The following is a 12,820-nucleotide window of genomic DNA, read 5'->3' on the forward strand; positions in this document are numbered from 1 at the left end:
CCGCCTGTGGTCAGGTCTGGTTTGCTCCGATCGCCTGCTCAAATTCGGCCGGCGTTATGCCCAGCATCTCGGCTGCCGCCCGAATGTCCCGCCAGGTGGTGTCGTCCACTTCGATCCCCTGTTCCGACCGTTTGGCGGCATAACGCTTTTCCGGCTCCCCAGGCACCAGCACCTCATCGAAGCCGGGGGCTGAGCGGGCCGACTTCACGTGCGTCTTTACCGCCTGGATGTCGGCGGCAATGAGCACCGGATCGCCGAGTTTCGACAAATCGATCACCGTGGCGAGCATCGAATTCAAGATGCCGCCCTTCGCCTCGTCGAAGGCACCCTGACCACCGGCGACGGCGGCCGCCATGATTTCGCACATCACCGCCAGTCCGGAGCCCTTGTGGGTGCCAAACGCCCGCAACGCGCCGGTGTGGTCGCGAATCAGGCCCGTTGGATCATTGGTGGCATTGCCGTCAGCATCAATCAGGCATCCGTCCGCAACCGCTACGCCTTTGTTGTAAGCGACCCGCGCCTTCCCAGCGGCAATCGTGGTGGTGGCCATGTCCAGCATCACCGCCGGCCCGTCAGGTCCCGGCACTGCCGCACAGAACGGGTTGGTGCCGAGCCTGGGTTCCGCGGCGGCGTAGGTGGCCTGGACATCGTGGTGGTCGGCGACGTTGACGAAGGCGGTGAAGGCACAGCCCGCGGCAGTGGCAAGCTCCGCATAGGTGCCGATCCGTCCGATATGCGATGCGTTGCGGAACGCCAGCACGCAGGCCCCCATTTCCTTCGCCCTGTCAATCGCTCGCCTGACGGCATCGGCGGCCATTCGCTGTCCGTAGCCGCGGCGTGCATCGATCACCAGCAGCGCCCCTGCGTCCAGCACCGTATCCGCGCTCTGGTTAGGCACCAGCAGGTTTTCCTGCAGCAGGCGCACATAAGTCGGCAGCATGCCGACGCCGTGGCTGTCATGGCCGGCAAGATTCGCACGCACCAGATGATCCGCGACCTCGTTGGCTTCGGCGTCATCGCTGCCCATGCGGCGGGCGATCAGGTGAGTGACGGCGTAGAGCGCGTTGGGTGGAAAGGTAGGCATGTGTCAGCGCCTGAATACTAAGGGTGGAGAAGCCGGCCAACTGGCCGTATGTTCACACGCGGGACAGGCTTTATGGCCAGAAAGAAGCGGTAGGCGCAGGAAAATAACCCATCCTGACCATGGCCCGGCTTATCGCGGCCACCCATAGCGGCAGTGTGCTTGAACAGGTGGCATAGCTATAGCAAACCATGACGCAAGAAACTTCGTGCAAACGGCCAAGATGTCTTCTGCAACCTGCTTATCTTGATATTTCAAGAACAGGCGACGCATACAGGTGCAACGAACGATGACGCTATCGCTTAACGCGGCGAGAGGACCATCACCATTTGGCGGTTTTCCATCCGGGGCATCTGCTCGACCTTGGAAGTCGTGTCCATCTCCGACCTGATACGTTCCAGCACGCGTACGCCGATGTCCTGGTGGGCCATCTCGCGGCCGCGAAAGCGCAGCGTTACCTTAACCTTGTCGCCTTCATCAATAAACGACTTCATGGCTCGCATCTTCACCTGATAGTCGTTCTCATCGATGTTCGGGCGGACCTTGATTTCCTTGATCTCGATGACTTTCTGCTTCTTCTTGGCTTCGTTCCGCTTTTTTTGCTGTTCATATTTGAACTTGCCGAAGTCCAGGATCTTGCATACCGGCGGATCGGCGTTCGGGCTGATCTCCACCAGATCAAGGCCGACTGAAAACGCTCGCTGCATCGCCTCGCGCGCAGTCATGACACCTTGCATCTCACCATCCTGGTCGATCAGGCGGACCTGCGGGATGCGGATTTCCTCGTTCACGCGGGGGCCGTCGCGGGTTGGCGGGGCGGCCATTGGTCCTCTTGCTATCGTTCTCTCCTGTCTCAGTTGCGAAGCAGATTCGGCATGTTAGACATGCCATGTATCAACAATGGGCAATGTGACCGCAAGACGCGCCTAAAATCAAGCCATCTCGAGTCGTCAAGCGGTCTTTAATAGATCGGGCGGCGTCGCTTCGGTTGCAAGTCTGGTGACGGCATCTCGCAACGGGATCACCTCCTGTGCCTGACTGCCCAGCCGCCGCAGCGCCACAGTACGGGTCTCGGCTTCCTTGCGCCCGACCACCGCCAGAACCGGGACGTGCGCCAGGCTGTGCTCGCGGACCTTGGCGTTGATCTTCTGGTTGGTCAGGTCGGTGTTCACCGCCAGACCGGCGCCGGCCAAGACGGTGGCGACCTCCCGCGCATAATCGTCGGCGTCTGACACGATGGTCGCCACCACCGCCTGGACCGGCGCCAGCCACAACGGGAAACGGCCGGCATACTGCTCGATCAGGATGCCGAGGAAGCGTTCGAAGCTGCCCAGGATCGCGCGGTGCAGCATGACGGGGCAGTGCCTGACGCCGTCCTCGCCCACGTATTCGGCGTCCAGCACATTCGGCAGATTGAAATCGACCTGCAAGGTGCCGCACTGCCAGTCACGACCGATCGCGTCACGCAGGACAAACTCCAGCTTCGGGCCATAGAAGGCGCCTTCGCCGGGATTAAGGTCGAAATCCACGCCGGCGATGGCACAGGCTTCGCGCAGCGCCGCTTCGGCTTGGTCCCAGGTGTCATCGCTGCCAATCCGGGCTTCCGGCCGGTCGGCGAACTTGATGCGGAAGTTCGGGAATCCAAAGTCGCGATAGACCGTTGTCAGCAGTTCGACGAAGCGGGCGGTTTCCGGCGCGATCTGCTCCTGCGTGCAGAAGATATGCGCGTCGTCCTGGGTGAACGCCCGCACTCGCATGATGCCATGTAGTGCGCCGGACGGTTCATATCGATGGCACGAGCCGAATTCAGCCATGCGCAGCGGCAGTTCTCGATATGACCGCATGCCCTGGCGGAAAATCTGCACGTGGCAGGGGCAGCTCATCGGCTTCAGCGCGAGGAATTTGTCCTCGTCCTCCACCTGGACGATGAACATGTGCGGCTTGTAGTTCTCCCAGTGACCCGACTTCTCCCACAGGCTGCGGTCCAGAAGCTGCGGGGTTTTTACCTCCTGGTAGCCGGCGGCATCGAGACGGCGGCGCAAGTAGGCTTCCACTGTGCGGTACAGCTTCCATCCCTTCGGATGCCAGAAGATCGAGCCGACCGCTTCCTCCTGGATATGGAACAGGTCCATCTCCTTGGCGATGCGCCTGTGGTCGCGGCGCTCGGCTTCCTCCAACTGGTGCAGGTAGGCATCGAGTTCCTTCTGATCGCGCCAGGCGGTGCCATAGATGCGGCTCAGCATGGCGTTGCGGTGATCGCCCCGCCAATAGGCGCCGGCCACCTTCATTAGCTTGAAGGCGGTGCCAACATCGGCGGTGCTGCGCATGTGCGGGCCGCGGCAGAGGTCGATCCAGTCGCCTTGGCTGTATAGCGTAATGGTTTCCGTCGTCGGCAGGTCCTGGATAAGCTGCGCCTTGTATTTCTCCCCCTTCGCCTGGAAGAAGGCGATGGCCTCGTCGCGATCGATTACCTGACGCTCGAATTTTGCGCCTCTGCCGATGATGTCTCTCATCTTGGCTTCGATGGCCAAGAAATCGTCCGGCGTGAACGGCTCGTTGCGGGCGAAGTCGTAGTAGAAGCCGTTCTCGATCGAGGGGCCGATGGTGACCTGGGTGCCGGGATACAGCGCCTGCACCGCCTCGGCCAGGACGTGGGCAGCGTCGTGACGGATCATCTCCAGCGCCTCGGGATCGCGGCGGGTGATAAAGACAATGCTGGCGTCATGGTCGATGCGGGTGGACAGGTCGGCGGTCCTGCCGTTCAGCTTCATGGCCAGGGCAGCGCGGGCCAGGCCGGGACCGATCGCCGCAGCCACGTCCATGCCGGTGATCGGCGCGTCGAACTGGCGCACGGAGCCGTCGGGCAGGGTGATGGCGGGCATGGGCCGAAGGTCCTGTCAAGTTGATAGCAGGAGTCTATGGCGAAGCCACGGCCTGGCCGCAACCCTTCGCCGCGGGAAACGGTCAGCAGCCGGACGGCGCAGTTGTGCTCAAGGCATCAGGACGCAGTCCCACGCGATGGTTGCACCTTCTCGTTTAACAGGTAACGATAGGTCCAATGCTGGCCGCAAGAACCACCGAAGGAAACCCATGCCGCAAGCCGCCTCTGCCCTGACCGGCACGGTCAACGCCGGAGCCCGCCTGGACCGACTGCCCCTCGGCCGCTTCCACCGTCGCATCCTGACGCTCATCGCCGCCGGCATGTTCTTCGACGCCTTCGACATCTACCTGCAAGGCGGCCTGCTGGGCGCCCTGGTGCATGATGGCTGGTCCACCCCCGCCATCAATGCCGCATTCCTTTCCAAGACCTTCCTCGGCATGCTGGTTGGCGCGCTCGCCGCCGGATACCTGGGCGACCGTTTCGGCCGCCGCGTCTCCTACCAGATCAATTTGGCGATCTTCGGCCTCGCTTCGCTGGCCGCGGCCTTTGCTCCCAGCATGACCGTGCTGATCTGGCTGCGCTTCGTCATGGGCATTGGCCTGGGAGCGGAGATTGTCGTCGGCTATTCGACCCTGGCCGAGTTCATCCCGCCGTCCCACCGCGGCCGCTAGGTCGGCCTGCTGTCGCTGATCACCAATCTGGCGGTGACCGCCACCGGCTTCGTCAGCCTGGCGGTGATCCCGACACTCGGCTGGCGCTACATGTTCGTCATCGTCGGCATCGGTGCCATGGTGGTCTGGGTGCTGCGCAAGACCATGCCGGAATCGCCGCGTTGGCTGGAAGCGTGCGGCCGCCTGGCCGAGGCCGAAACCATCCTCACCGCGATTGAAACCGAGTGCGGCGGCGCCGCCAATCTGCCGGCACCAGACCTCACCCCGCCCTGGCCGCGGCCGTCCCCAGCCGCCTGTCCTACCTGTTCTCCGCCCACCTGCTGCGACGGACGCTGCTGGCGCTGCTGATCGCCGTCACCACGACGACGGTGCTGTACGGCTTCAACGGCTGGCTGCCGACCTTCCTGGTCAAGCAGGGGCACGGCATCGTCACCACGCTGGCGTTCACCGCGGTGATGGGCCTGGGCGCGCCGGCCGGATCGTGGCTGGGCAGCGTCATCGCCGACCGCGTCGGACGGCGCTTCGGCATCGTCGTCCTGGCGCTATCGTGGGCCGCCTTCGGCGTCGGCTATGCCTACGCCGACACCAATGCCGAACTGATGGGCGTCGGCTTTGGCGTCATGGTCCCGTCGTATGCCCTGGTCTCGGTCGGATACGCGATCTACATCCCCGAGTTGTTCCCCACGGTCCTGCGGATGCGCGGCGCTGGGCTGGCTGGCGCGGCGGGCCGTCTCGCCGCCGCTGGGGCGCAATACGGCGTGGTTTGGGCTTACGGCTTCGGCGGTGTCGGCGCGGTGTCCGCCGGCATGGCGGCGCTGCTGGTGTTGCTGGCGCTGGTCATCCTGCTGGCCGGCATCGAGACAAGGCAACGCTCGCTGGAGGCGCTGTCCAGCACCCTCGGCGAGACCCCAACCCGGCCCCTCGGCGGCCTCGCATCGATCCGCGACAACCCCTGAAGGAGATCTGTCATGCGCTCTCCCATCAACCATCCCTCCGCCTGGCGCGCCGCCGACATCGCAGCCGGCGGACACTGGCTGCGGCCGCTGTCTGGGCCGGAGGTGGACGCTGTCGCCGCCATGCTGCATAGCGTCCGCACGGGCGGCAAGGCAATGCTGGAGCTGACACCGGACGACGTGCCCCTCGGCGCCTTCGCCCCGGTGCTGACCGAACTGACTGATGCTCTGGAACACGGCATCGGCTTCCGCACCCTGCGCGGCCTGCCCGCGGAACGCCTCAGCGTCGACGACAACCGCCTGCTGTTCTGGGCGATCGGTACCCACCTCGGCGTGGCTCGGCCGCAGGGCAAGGCGAGCCAGTTGATGTCCGATGTCCGCGCCGCCGGGGGCGAGTATCGTGGCGCCGGCGGGCGTGGCTACAACACCAACGCCGAACTGGACTACCACACCGACGGCACCGACGTGGTCGGGCTGTACTGCCTGCGGACCGCGCGCAGCGGCGGCATCAGCCGTGTCGCCAGCTCGGTTGCCATCCATAATGAAATCCTTCATTGCGAGCCGGCGCTGGTGGAGCGGCTGTTTCAGTCCTTCCCGCACAATCGGCAGAACGAGGAAGCGGCAGACGAGCCGCCGTTCTACCTGGCGCCGGTCTACAGTTTTCGTGATGGGCACTTCGCCGCCCGCTACATCCGCAACCACATCCGCGCCAGCCAGTTGCGCGCCGACACGCTGCGGCTGACCGACCTCGACCACCGCGCGCTGGACATCGTGCAGGACCTGGCGGAGACGGATGAGTTCCGCTTCGACATGGTGCTGCAACCGGGCGACATGCAGTTCGTCAACAACCACGTCGTGATCCACGCGCGCACCCACTACGAGGATTACGACGAACCCGAACGCAAGCGGCACCTGCTGCGGCTGTGGCTGTCGGTGCCGCATGGCCGCCCGCTGTGCGAGGGCCTGCGCGACGTATACAAGAGCGTCGAGCCGAACACCGTGCGCGGCGGCTTCAAGGGCCAGCACGTCGGTCCGGCGTTGCGCGCCTATCAGGCGCGGGCGGCGGCGGCGCTAGGCATGCGCGACACGCCTTACTGAAAGGACGACCACCATGAGCAAGACATTGCGCGCGATCCTGGATCAGCCCGGCATCCTGACCCTGCCGGGCGTGTTCGACGGCATCTCGGCGCGAGTCGCCAACAGCCTGGGCTTCCCGGCGCTGTACATGACCGGCTATGGCGCGGTGGCGTCGGCGCTCGGCGTGCCGGATGCGGGCCTGGCCAGCGTGACCGAGATGCTGGACCGCGTGCGCTGCATCGCCGCCGCCATCGACGTGCCGTTCATCGCCGACGGCGATACCGGCTACGGCGGCCTGCTGAACGTCGATCGCACCGTGCGCGCCTATGCTGCCGCCGGCGCCGCGGGCATTCAGCTCGAGGATCAGGAAGTGCCGAAGAAATGCGGCCACACCGAATATCGGCGGGTGGTGCCGTTCGAGGAAGCCGTCCAAAAAATCCGCGTCGCGGTGGACGCGCGTCCGCACGCCGATTTCCTGATCGTCGCCCGAACCGACGCTCGCTACGCGGAAGGCCTGGATGAGGCACTGCGGCGCGCCGAGGCGTTCCTGCACGCCGGCGCCGACATCCTGTTCGTTGAAAGTCCGGAAACACCCGAGGAGCTGCGCCGGATCGGCGAGACGTTCCGCGGCGCCACCCTGCTGGCCAACATGGTCGAGGGCGGCCGGACACCGTTCCTGTCCACGCATGAACTGGAAGCAATTGGCTTCAAGGTGGCGCTGTTCCCCGGCACCGGCTTTCTGGCGATGGCGCAGGCGCTGTGCGAAGCCTATTCCTATCTGCAACAGGCCGGCACCAGCACCGGCGGCCCGCCGCTGTTCCCGTTCTCGGAGATGAACACGCTGATGGGCTTTCCACGCGTGCACAGCTTCGAGCATCGATGGGCCGACGCCGAACCGCGGCGCGCGGCCGAGTAGCCTTGAAGATCTTGCTGACGCGTTGCGGCCGGCATCGGTTCACCCGTCAAAAGCACCTATCCCAATGATCCGCAACATCTATCGGCCGCCCGGCGCCAGATCAGCCAGCACCTGAACCAGGGCTGCGGGCTTGACAGGTTTGCCCAACGCCGGGCGCGCCGCATGACGTCCCTCCATGTCGCCCCAGGCATAGCCGGTCAGGAACAGGAATGGCACGCCGCGCGCCACCAAGGCATCCGCGATCGGTTCGGCTGTCTCGCCATTCAGGTTCATGTCCAGCACCGCCGCGTCGACCTCGTCGCTATCGAGCAATGCGAGCGCGCGCGGTACGTCCGGGACCGGACCAACTACTTCCGCCCCTGCCGCTGTCAACACGCCGCGTACGCGCCAAGCCAACATCGCGACATCCTCGACGACCAGTACGCGCAAGCCTAGCAATTCGGTGGCCTCGGCTTCGCGATCCATCAGGTGTACTCCAGCTTGCTGGACAGCGGTAGCAGGAAGCGGCATTCCAGCCCCTCCGCTTCGAAAGCCATGCGGACGTCTCCACCAAGCTGGTAAGTAACGCTAGACTCGATCAGGCTTGAGCCAAAGCCACGCCTAGGTGATGACGTGACCGGGGGTCCACCGCGCTCGCGCCAGAACAGGTCAAGCACGCCGCCGCCTGGCGCCTCCGGGGAGCGATCTAGCCGCCGCCAACTGACTTCGACCTGCCCATTCGCGACAGACAGCGCCCCATATTTGGCGGCGTTGGTCGCGAGTTCGTGCAGCGCCATGCTCAGGACCAGGGCGGCGTTGGGCATCAGGCGTAGCTCGGGTCCATGCACCTTGACGCGCTCGACACTGTCGTCATAGGGCGCCAGCGTAGCGCGCACCGCATCAGCAAGGCCCGCACTCCGCCATGCCTCACGGGTCAGCAGGTCATACAGGGTTGCCAGCGCATCCAGCCGTGTCTCGAGAGTTTCGCGGAGCACAGTGGCACTCTCACTGCCGCGGGCGCTTTGGGTCACTAGGGACTGCACGATGGCCAGCGTGTTCTTGACCCGATGATTCAGCTCGGCAAGCAGCAAACTCCGCTGTTCCTCCTCCCGCTTCTGGGCCGTCCGATCGCGCAGGATCTTGAGGAAGCCGCGGGTCTTGCCATTGCCGTCCTGCAGCGGGGTTACGACCTCGGTGCCCCAAATGCGCGAACCGTTGGCACACAGGTGCCAACGGTCGTGTTCGGCCCGACCGCTGCCGAGTGCTTCAGCCATTTCAGCCTCCGGCACGCCTGCCAGGTGGTCCTCGGGCGTGTACGAGGATTGCGTTAGGCCGGCCGATGGCGTCCGCCTCGTCCCAGCCCAGCACCTCGCGGGCGCCGCGGTTCCAGGCCGTGATGCGGCCCTCGAGGTTGGTCGTGAAGATGGCGTAGTCACGCGCGCTCTCGACAATAAGGCGGTAACGCTCCTCACTCTCGCTCAGGGCCTCTTCCGCCCGCCGCTGCTCGGTGCGGTCGCGCAGGATCTTGAGGAAACCCAGCAGTTCGCCGTCATGCAGCGGCAGCAGCTCACCTATCGAGAAGAACCGCGTACCATCGCGCCGGATGTGCCACCGCTCGTCAACCGCCCTGCCCTCCTGCAATGCCCTTCGCATCTCGGCCTGCGGCACACCGGCAGCGCAGTCCTCGGGGGTAAAGATCAGCCGGCAAGGACGGCCCAGGACGTCGGCTTCCTCCCAGCCCAGCAACCGGGTGGCGCCACGGTTCCAGCCGGTAATGCGATCTTCGAAGTCCGCCGTGATGATGGCGTGATCCACGGCACTCTCCACGACGGCACGGAGACGCTCCTCGTTTCGGATCGGGTCCGCACGGCTTGACTTTGGCACTAGGTCAGCGGTCTGCACACCTTGGTGGCGCATTTCCACCGCGGTCGGTCCAGAATAGCTGTGCCAATGCTCTTGCGCGTGCTGCGCCGCGGCCTGAACCTGCCGCACCGCCGTTTCGCCGGAACCGGCCTCGGCCTTGGCAATCACTTGGCGGAGGCGATCGACCTCCGCACGCAATTCGACTGCTTCCCGGCGCAGCCGGCACTCGACATGGGCTTCTGTCTCGTTCGTCGCGGGATGATCAGCCAAGCTCTTCCTCCACGCTAGCCTTGCCGCTTCGTCATGTCGGCCAGGAACCACTCGCCTGACATGAACCCTGAGGGCGCGGATAAAGTTTCATCAGGAATGAACGCCAGCACGTCGAGGTCGCCATACCATTGCGAGATAACAGCGTTACACAAACCCGCAGAAACCTTGACTCCCCCGTGTTTTCGTAAACCGGCTCAAATCCGGCTGCATAATGCCGGGTCAACGACTTGCGAGGGTGGTCAGGCGGCGGATCTCACTACGCCGACGAATTTTACCTCGGCGACGCTTCACGCGGCAAGCGGTCCAAGCCAACGATGCCCATCTCAAAGCGGCTTCTGGCGACCGCCACGGTGTTGGATGGCTACCCTTGTGCCACAGCGGCAAGACGTTCCGAAATGGATTGGCATACGCCGACGACTGAGTGACGCTTGAATGCTGGCGGCTTGGTGAGTTTATCAGACTGTCTGTGGTCTGGTCGCCTTGCTGTTCTGTCAGCCGATTTGGTAAAGGAAGTCCAGACCTCGGTTGAGGCTGAACCGTATGTGGAGACAGAAGGTGAGGTGCGCTGGCGTCGCTAGAAGGCGCTAAAATTCGGCTATTTATAAGTCGACGATTATCATGGACCGACTGCATTCCGCATCGAGATCATCAAACTGCGCCAAGCCGCTAATCATTGCCGGAGCAGGTTTGCGGATGGCTCGTATCATGTAAAGAAATGGTCTTGCAGTTGCGGACAAATCTCGCCATTCTGTTTTCCTTGGTCTAAAGCCGTTGGAAGCGGGACTGCTGATGACTTTAAGGCAGAACTGGAGCATCTGGCACCCGGCGGTCCACTTGCCGCCGCGGCATCGGGCGATGCTGGTGGAAGACGCGAACGAGGAACAGCGGGGATAACAGCCGGCCACGCCACTCGGTGCCCACGTTCGCCGTGCTGTTCCATGCTGATAATTGAGGATTTCACTTCGTGCCAATCCGCCACCTCTTCATCGTTGGCCTGCTGATCGCCAGCACCGCCGTTCAGGCCCAGCAGCCCAAGCCGGCTGGCATGAGCCTGACGGAGGCCGCGGCGCGGCGCTTTCCGCAGCCCGTGCGTGTAGGGGATCTTCTGAAGCGGCAGGTGCTCCGGCCGCTTGAAAGTCAACCCACCGTTGGATGGGTCCGCAACGTCGTGAAGCAGCCTGACGGCAGCGTTGATGTGGTGGTGGACTACGGCGGCGTGTTTGGCCTGTTCACCAGGCCGATTGCGGTTCCAGTGGATGCCATGGTCCTGCTCGGCCATTACATGGAGATCGTCGATTTCACGCCGGAGCAGCTAAAGCAGTTCAAGACCTTCGATACGGCCAGCACGATGCCGTTGCCACCCGACAGCATCATACACGTCGGCCTCGCCCGCCCATCACATTGAGCGGTCGCGGCTGCTGGGTGGTGGCTATTCGTGGGCCGGCACCAAAGCAACTGTAACCGGACGATGCTATTCATCGAAGACACCAAAATGGAACACGTTCTCTATTTTCAGGTTCACCGATTTCCAGCGGCCGATAAGGCTTGTTTCACCGCCGCTTCGGTCTGCCTCCGCTCAATCAGGTGTATCAGAAGGCAATAAGGAACATGACCACACCAGATGCTGTCGTCCGCACTCGCCTGCTGCACCCTCTGCCGGTGCGCATCATGCACTGGATCAATGCTCTTGCAATGATTGTCATGATTACCTCCGGCTGGGGCATCTATGACGACTATGTCGTTATCAGCAGGCTGCATTTCAGCCAAGTGCTGCGGCTGGGCGATGGGGCGCAGGACAGCCTGCTGTGGCACTTCGCGGGCATGTGGTTCCTGGCGATCAACGGGTTGGCCTACCTGCTCTACGGCTTGTTTACCGGCCGCTTCCGGGAGCGGCTGTTCCCGATCAAGGGCGCGGATCTGGTGCGGACGGTGAACGACACCCTGCACTTCCGCATCGCCCATGAGGACATCAAGCAGTACAATGCAGTGCAGAAGGTGCTCTACATCGTCGTGATCCTCGCCGGCATATCGCAGGTCACCACTGGTCTGGCGATCTGGAAGCCAATTCAGTTCTCCGGCCTGGTCAGCCTGTTCGGTGGCTTCCAGGATGCGCGACTGGTGCATTTCTGGGGGATGGCGGTGATCGTCGGATTCCTTGCTGTCCACGTCGCCCTGTCGTTGCTTGTTCCTAGCACGCTGTGGGCCATGCTGGCGGGCGGCCCACGTATTCCACGTCCGACTCGAGTTCGCCGCAATAGGGTTGAGACATGAAATCCTTATTTCGTCCCAGCAAGGTACCTGACCCGACGCTGCTCGATGACCACCGGCCGCTCCTTCGTTCACTTGAACGCCGAGGATTCATTCGCGATGGGTTTTCACTCGGCGCCCTGACAATGCTGACTGGGTGCGCCTTCAAGACACCGGATTCGGTCAGAACGGCTTTGCTCAAGGTCTCCAACTTCAACGACTGGGTGCAGGCGCAAATCTTCGACCCCAACAAGCTGGCGCCGACCTACCCGGAATCCATGGTGCTCAAGCCACCGACGTTCAACGCCTACTACGACATCATGAAAGTGAAGCCCGTGGACGGGCAGACCTGGCGTCTCGAACTCGCCGGGTTGATCGACAACAAGACGCCCTGGACCGTGCAGCAGATCATGGCCCTGCCCGAGCAGGAGGAGATTATCCGCCACATCTGCGTGGAGGGGTGGAGTTACATCGGCCAGTGGTCTGGCGTTCCGCTGCGTACATTCCTGCAGCGCATCGGTGCCGATACGCGGGCGAAATATGTTAACTTCACCACGGCTGACGACTACCCGAGCAGCATCGACATGGCGACCGCCCTGCATCCTCAGACATTGCTTGCGACCAAATATGCCCGTGAGACGCTGGATGCGCCTTTTGGGTATCCGTTGCGTCTGCGTACGTCGACCAAGCTCGGCTTCAAGAACCCGAAGTGGATAACCGCCATCGAGGTGACCAATACCTATAGGCCGGGTTACTGGGAGAAGCTCGGCTTCAACTGGTACAGCGGGATTTGATGAAGCGCATCGTGACGCTGGAGGTCCGATTCATTGGCAGGCGGTTCAAGAACGATGATCAGGTTGCCGCCGTCTGCCTTTGGTTGCT

12 protein-coding genes and 1 pseudogene are annotated in these 12,820 nt (G+C 63.3%); 7 read left to right on the plus strand and 6 right to left on the minus strand.

The window, feature by feature from the left end; all coding sequences use genetic code 11:
* Positions 1–10: 10 nt before the first annotated feature.
* From ACQY4S_RS20260 to thrS, 3 genes are all read right to left on the minus strand, one after another.
* Positions 11–1,084: a malate/lactate/ureidoglycolate dehydrogenase gene (locus ACQY4S_RS20260; protein WP_428487012.1), complete on the minus strand. Its 1,074-nt coding sequence runs from the start codon at positions 1,082–1,084 to the stop codon at positions 11–13.
* A gap of 299 nt (positions 1,085–1,383) precedes the next feature.
* Positions 1,384–1,905, minus strand: coding sequence for a translation initiation factor IF-3 (gene infC, locus ACQY4S_RS20265; RefSeq protein ID WP_428487013.1), 522 nt, complete (start codon positions 1,903–1,905; stop codon positions 1,384–1,386).
* A gap of 126 nt (positions 1,906–2,031) precedes the next feature.
* On the minus strand, positions 2,032–3,963 hold the full coding sequence (gene thrS / locus ACQY4S_RS20270; protein WP_428487014.1) for a threonine--tRNA ligase: 1,932 nt from the start codon (positions 3,961–3,963) through the stop codon (positions 2,032–2,034).
* A 319-nt stretch (positions 3,964–4,282) separates the two neighbouring features.
* Here thrS and ACQY4S_RS20275 point away from each other — a divergent pair.
* From ACQY4S_RS20275 to ACQY4S_RS20290, 4 genes and pseudogenes are all read left to right on the plus strand, one after another.
* A pseudogene (locus tag ACQY4S_RS20275) lies at positions 4,283–4,798 on the plus strand (MFS transporter); the annotation flags it as partial.
* Between the two features lie 59 nt (positions 4,799–4,857).
* On the plus strand, positions 4,858–5,589 hold the full coding sequence (locus ACQY4S_RS20280) for an MFS transporter (protein WP_428487015.1): 732 nt from the start codon (positions 4,858–4,860) through the stop codon (positions 5,587–5,589).
* 12 nt (positions 5,590–5,601) lie between these two features.
* Positions 5,602–6,684, plus strand: coding sequence for a TauD/TfdA family dioxygenase (locus ACQY4S_RS20285; RefSeq protein WP_428487016.1), 1,083 nt, complete (start codon positions 5,602–5,604; stop codon positions 6,682–6,684).
* 13 nt (positions 6,685–6,697) lie between these two features.
* Entirely contained in the window at positions 6,698–7,579 is an 882-nt protein-coding gene (locus tag ACQY4S_RS20290) for an isocitrate lyase/PEP mutase family protein (protein WP_428487017.1), read from the plus strand.
* Positions 7,580–7,657: 78 nt separating this feature from the next.
* Here ACQY4S_RS20290 and ACQY4S_RS20295 read toward each other — a convergent pair whose 3' ends face one another.
* Genes ACQY4S_RS20295 through ACQY4S_RS20305 form a run of 3 tightly spaced genes read right to left on the minus strand, consistent with a single transcriptional unit; the run spans position 7,658 to position 9,691 of the window.
* On the minus strand, positions 7,658–8,044 hold the full coding sequence (locus tag ACQY4S_RS20295) for a response regulator (protein WP_428487018.1): 387 nt from the start codon (positions 8,042–8,044) through the stop codon (positions 7,658–7,660).
* Entirely contained in the window at positions 8,044–8,832 is a 789-nt protein-coding gene (locus ACQY4S_RS20300; protein ID WP_428487019.1) for an HWE histidine kinase domain-containing protein, read from the minus strand. Before ACQY4S_RS20300 ends, ACQY4S_RS20295 begins: the two co-directional genes overlap by 1 nt.
* Position 8,833: 1 nt before the next feature.
* Positions 8,834–9,691, minus strand: coding sequence for a PAS domain-containing protein (locus ACQY4S_RS20305; RefSeq protein WP_428487020.1), 858 nt, complete (start codon positions 9,689–9,691; stop codon positions 8,834–8,836).
* A gap of 964 nt (positions 9,692–10,655) precedes the next feature.
* On the opposite strand from ACQY4S_RS20305, the gene ACQY4S_RS20310 reads away from it, so the two are divergent.
* The 3 genes from ACQY4S_RS20310 to ACQY4S_RS20320 all read left to right on the plus strand — a co-directional run bounded on the left by ACQY4S_RS20310 (position 10,656) and on the right by ACQY4S_RS20320 (position 12,732).
* Positions 10,656–11,096, plus strand: a complete 441-nt coding sequence (locus tag ACQY4S_RS20310) for a hypothetical protein (RefSeq protein ID WP_428487021.1) — start codon at positions 10,656–10,658, stop codon at positions 11,094–11,096.
* Positions 11,097–11,299: 203 nt separating this feature from the next.
* Positions 11,300–11,962 (plus strand): cytochrome b/b6 domain-containing protein, encoded by a 663-nt coding sequence (locus ACQY4S_RS20315; RefSeq protein WP_428487022.1) that lies wholly within the window; start codon positions 11,300–11,302, stop codon positions 11,960–11,962.
* Entirely contained in the window at positions 11,959–12,732 is a 774-nt protein-coding gene (locus ACQY4S_RS20320) for a molybdopterin-dependent oxidoreductase (RefSeq protein ID WP_428487023.1), read from the plus strand. The genes ACQY4S_RS20315 and ACQY4S_RS20320 overlap by 4 nt, the downstream gene beginning before the upstream one ends.
* Positions 12,733–12,820: the final 88 nt, after the last annotated feature.

It is taken from the genome of Rhodopila sp. (assembly GCF_965276935.1).
Taxonomy (GTDB): Bacteria; Pseudomonadota; Alphaproteobacteria; order Acetobacterales; family Acetobacteraceae; genus Rhodopila.

Bases quoted from the DNA above. Each gene is read 5' to 3' on its own strand.
- ACQY4S_RS20260 (WP_428487012.1), bottom strand. From the start codon at position 1,084: ATGCCTACCTTTCCACCCAACGCGCTCTACGCCGTCACTCACCTGATC.
- infC (WP_428487013.1), bottom strand. From the start codon at position 1,905: ATGGCCGCCCCGCCAACCCGCGACGGCCCCCGCGTGAACGAGGAAATC.
- thrS (WP_428487014.1), bottom strand. From the start codon at position 3,963: ATGCCCGCCATCACCCTGCCCGACGGCTCCGTGCGCCAGTTCGACGCG.
- ACQY4S_RS20285 (WP_428487016.1), top strand. From the start codon at position 5,602: ATGCGCTCTCCCATCAACCATCCCTCCGCCTGGCGCGCCGCCGACATC.
- ACQY4S_RS20290 (WP_428487017.1), top strand. From the start codon at position 6,698: ATGAGCAAGACATTGCGCGCGATCCTGGATCAGCCCGGCATCCTGACC.
- ACQY4S_RS20295 (WP_428487018.1), bottom strand. From the start codon at position 8,044: ATGGATCGCGAAGCCGAGGCCACCGAATTGCTAGGCTTGCGCGTACTG.
- ACQY4S_RS20300 (WP_428487019.1), bottom strand. From the start codon at position 8,832: ATGGCTGAAGCACTCGGCAGCGGTCGGGCCGAACACGACCGTTGGCAC.
- ACQY4S_RS20315 (WP_428487022.1), top strand. From the start codon at position 11,300: ATGACCACACCAGATGCTGTCGTCCGCACTCGCCTGCTGCACCCTCTG.
- ACQY4S_RS20320 (WP_428487023.1), top strand. From the start codon at position 11,959: ATGAAATCCTTATTTCGTCCCAGCAAGGTACCTGACCCGACGCTGCTC.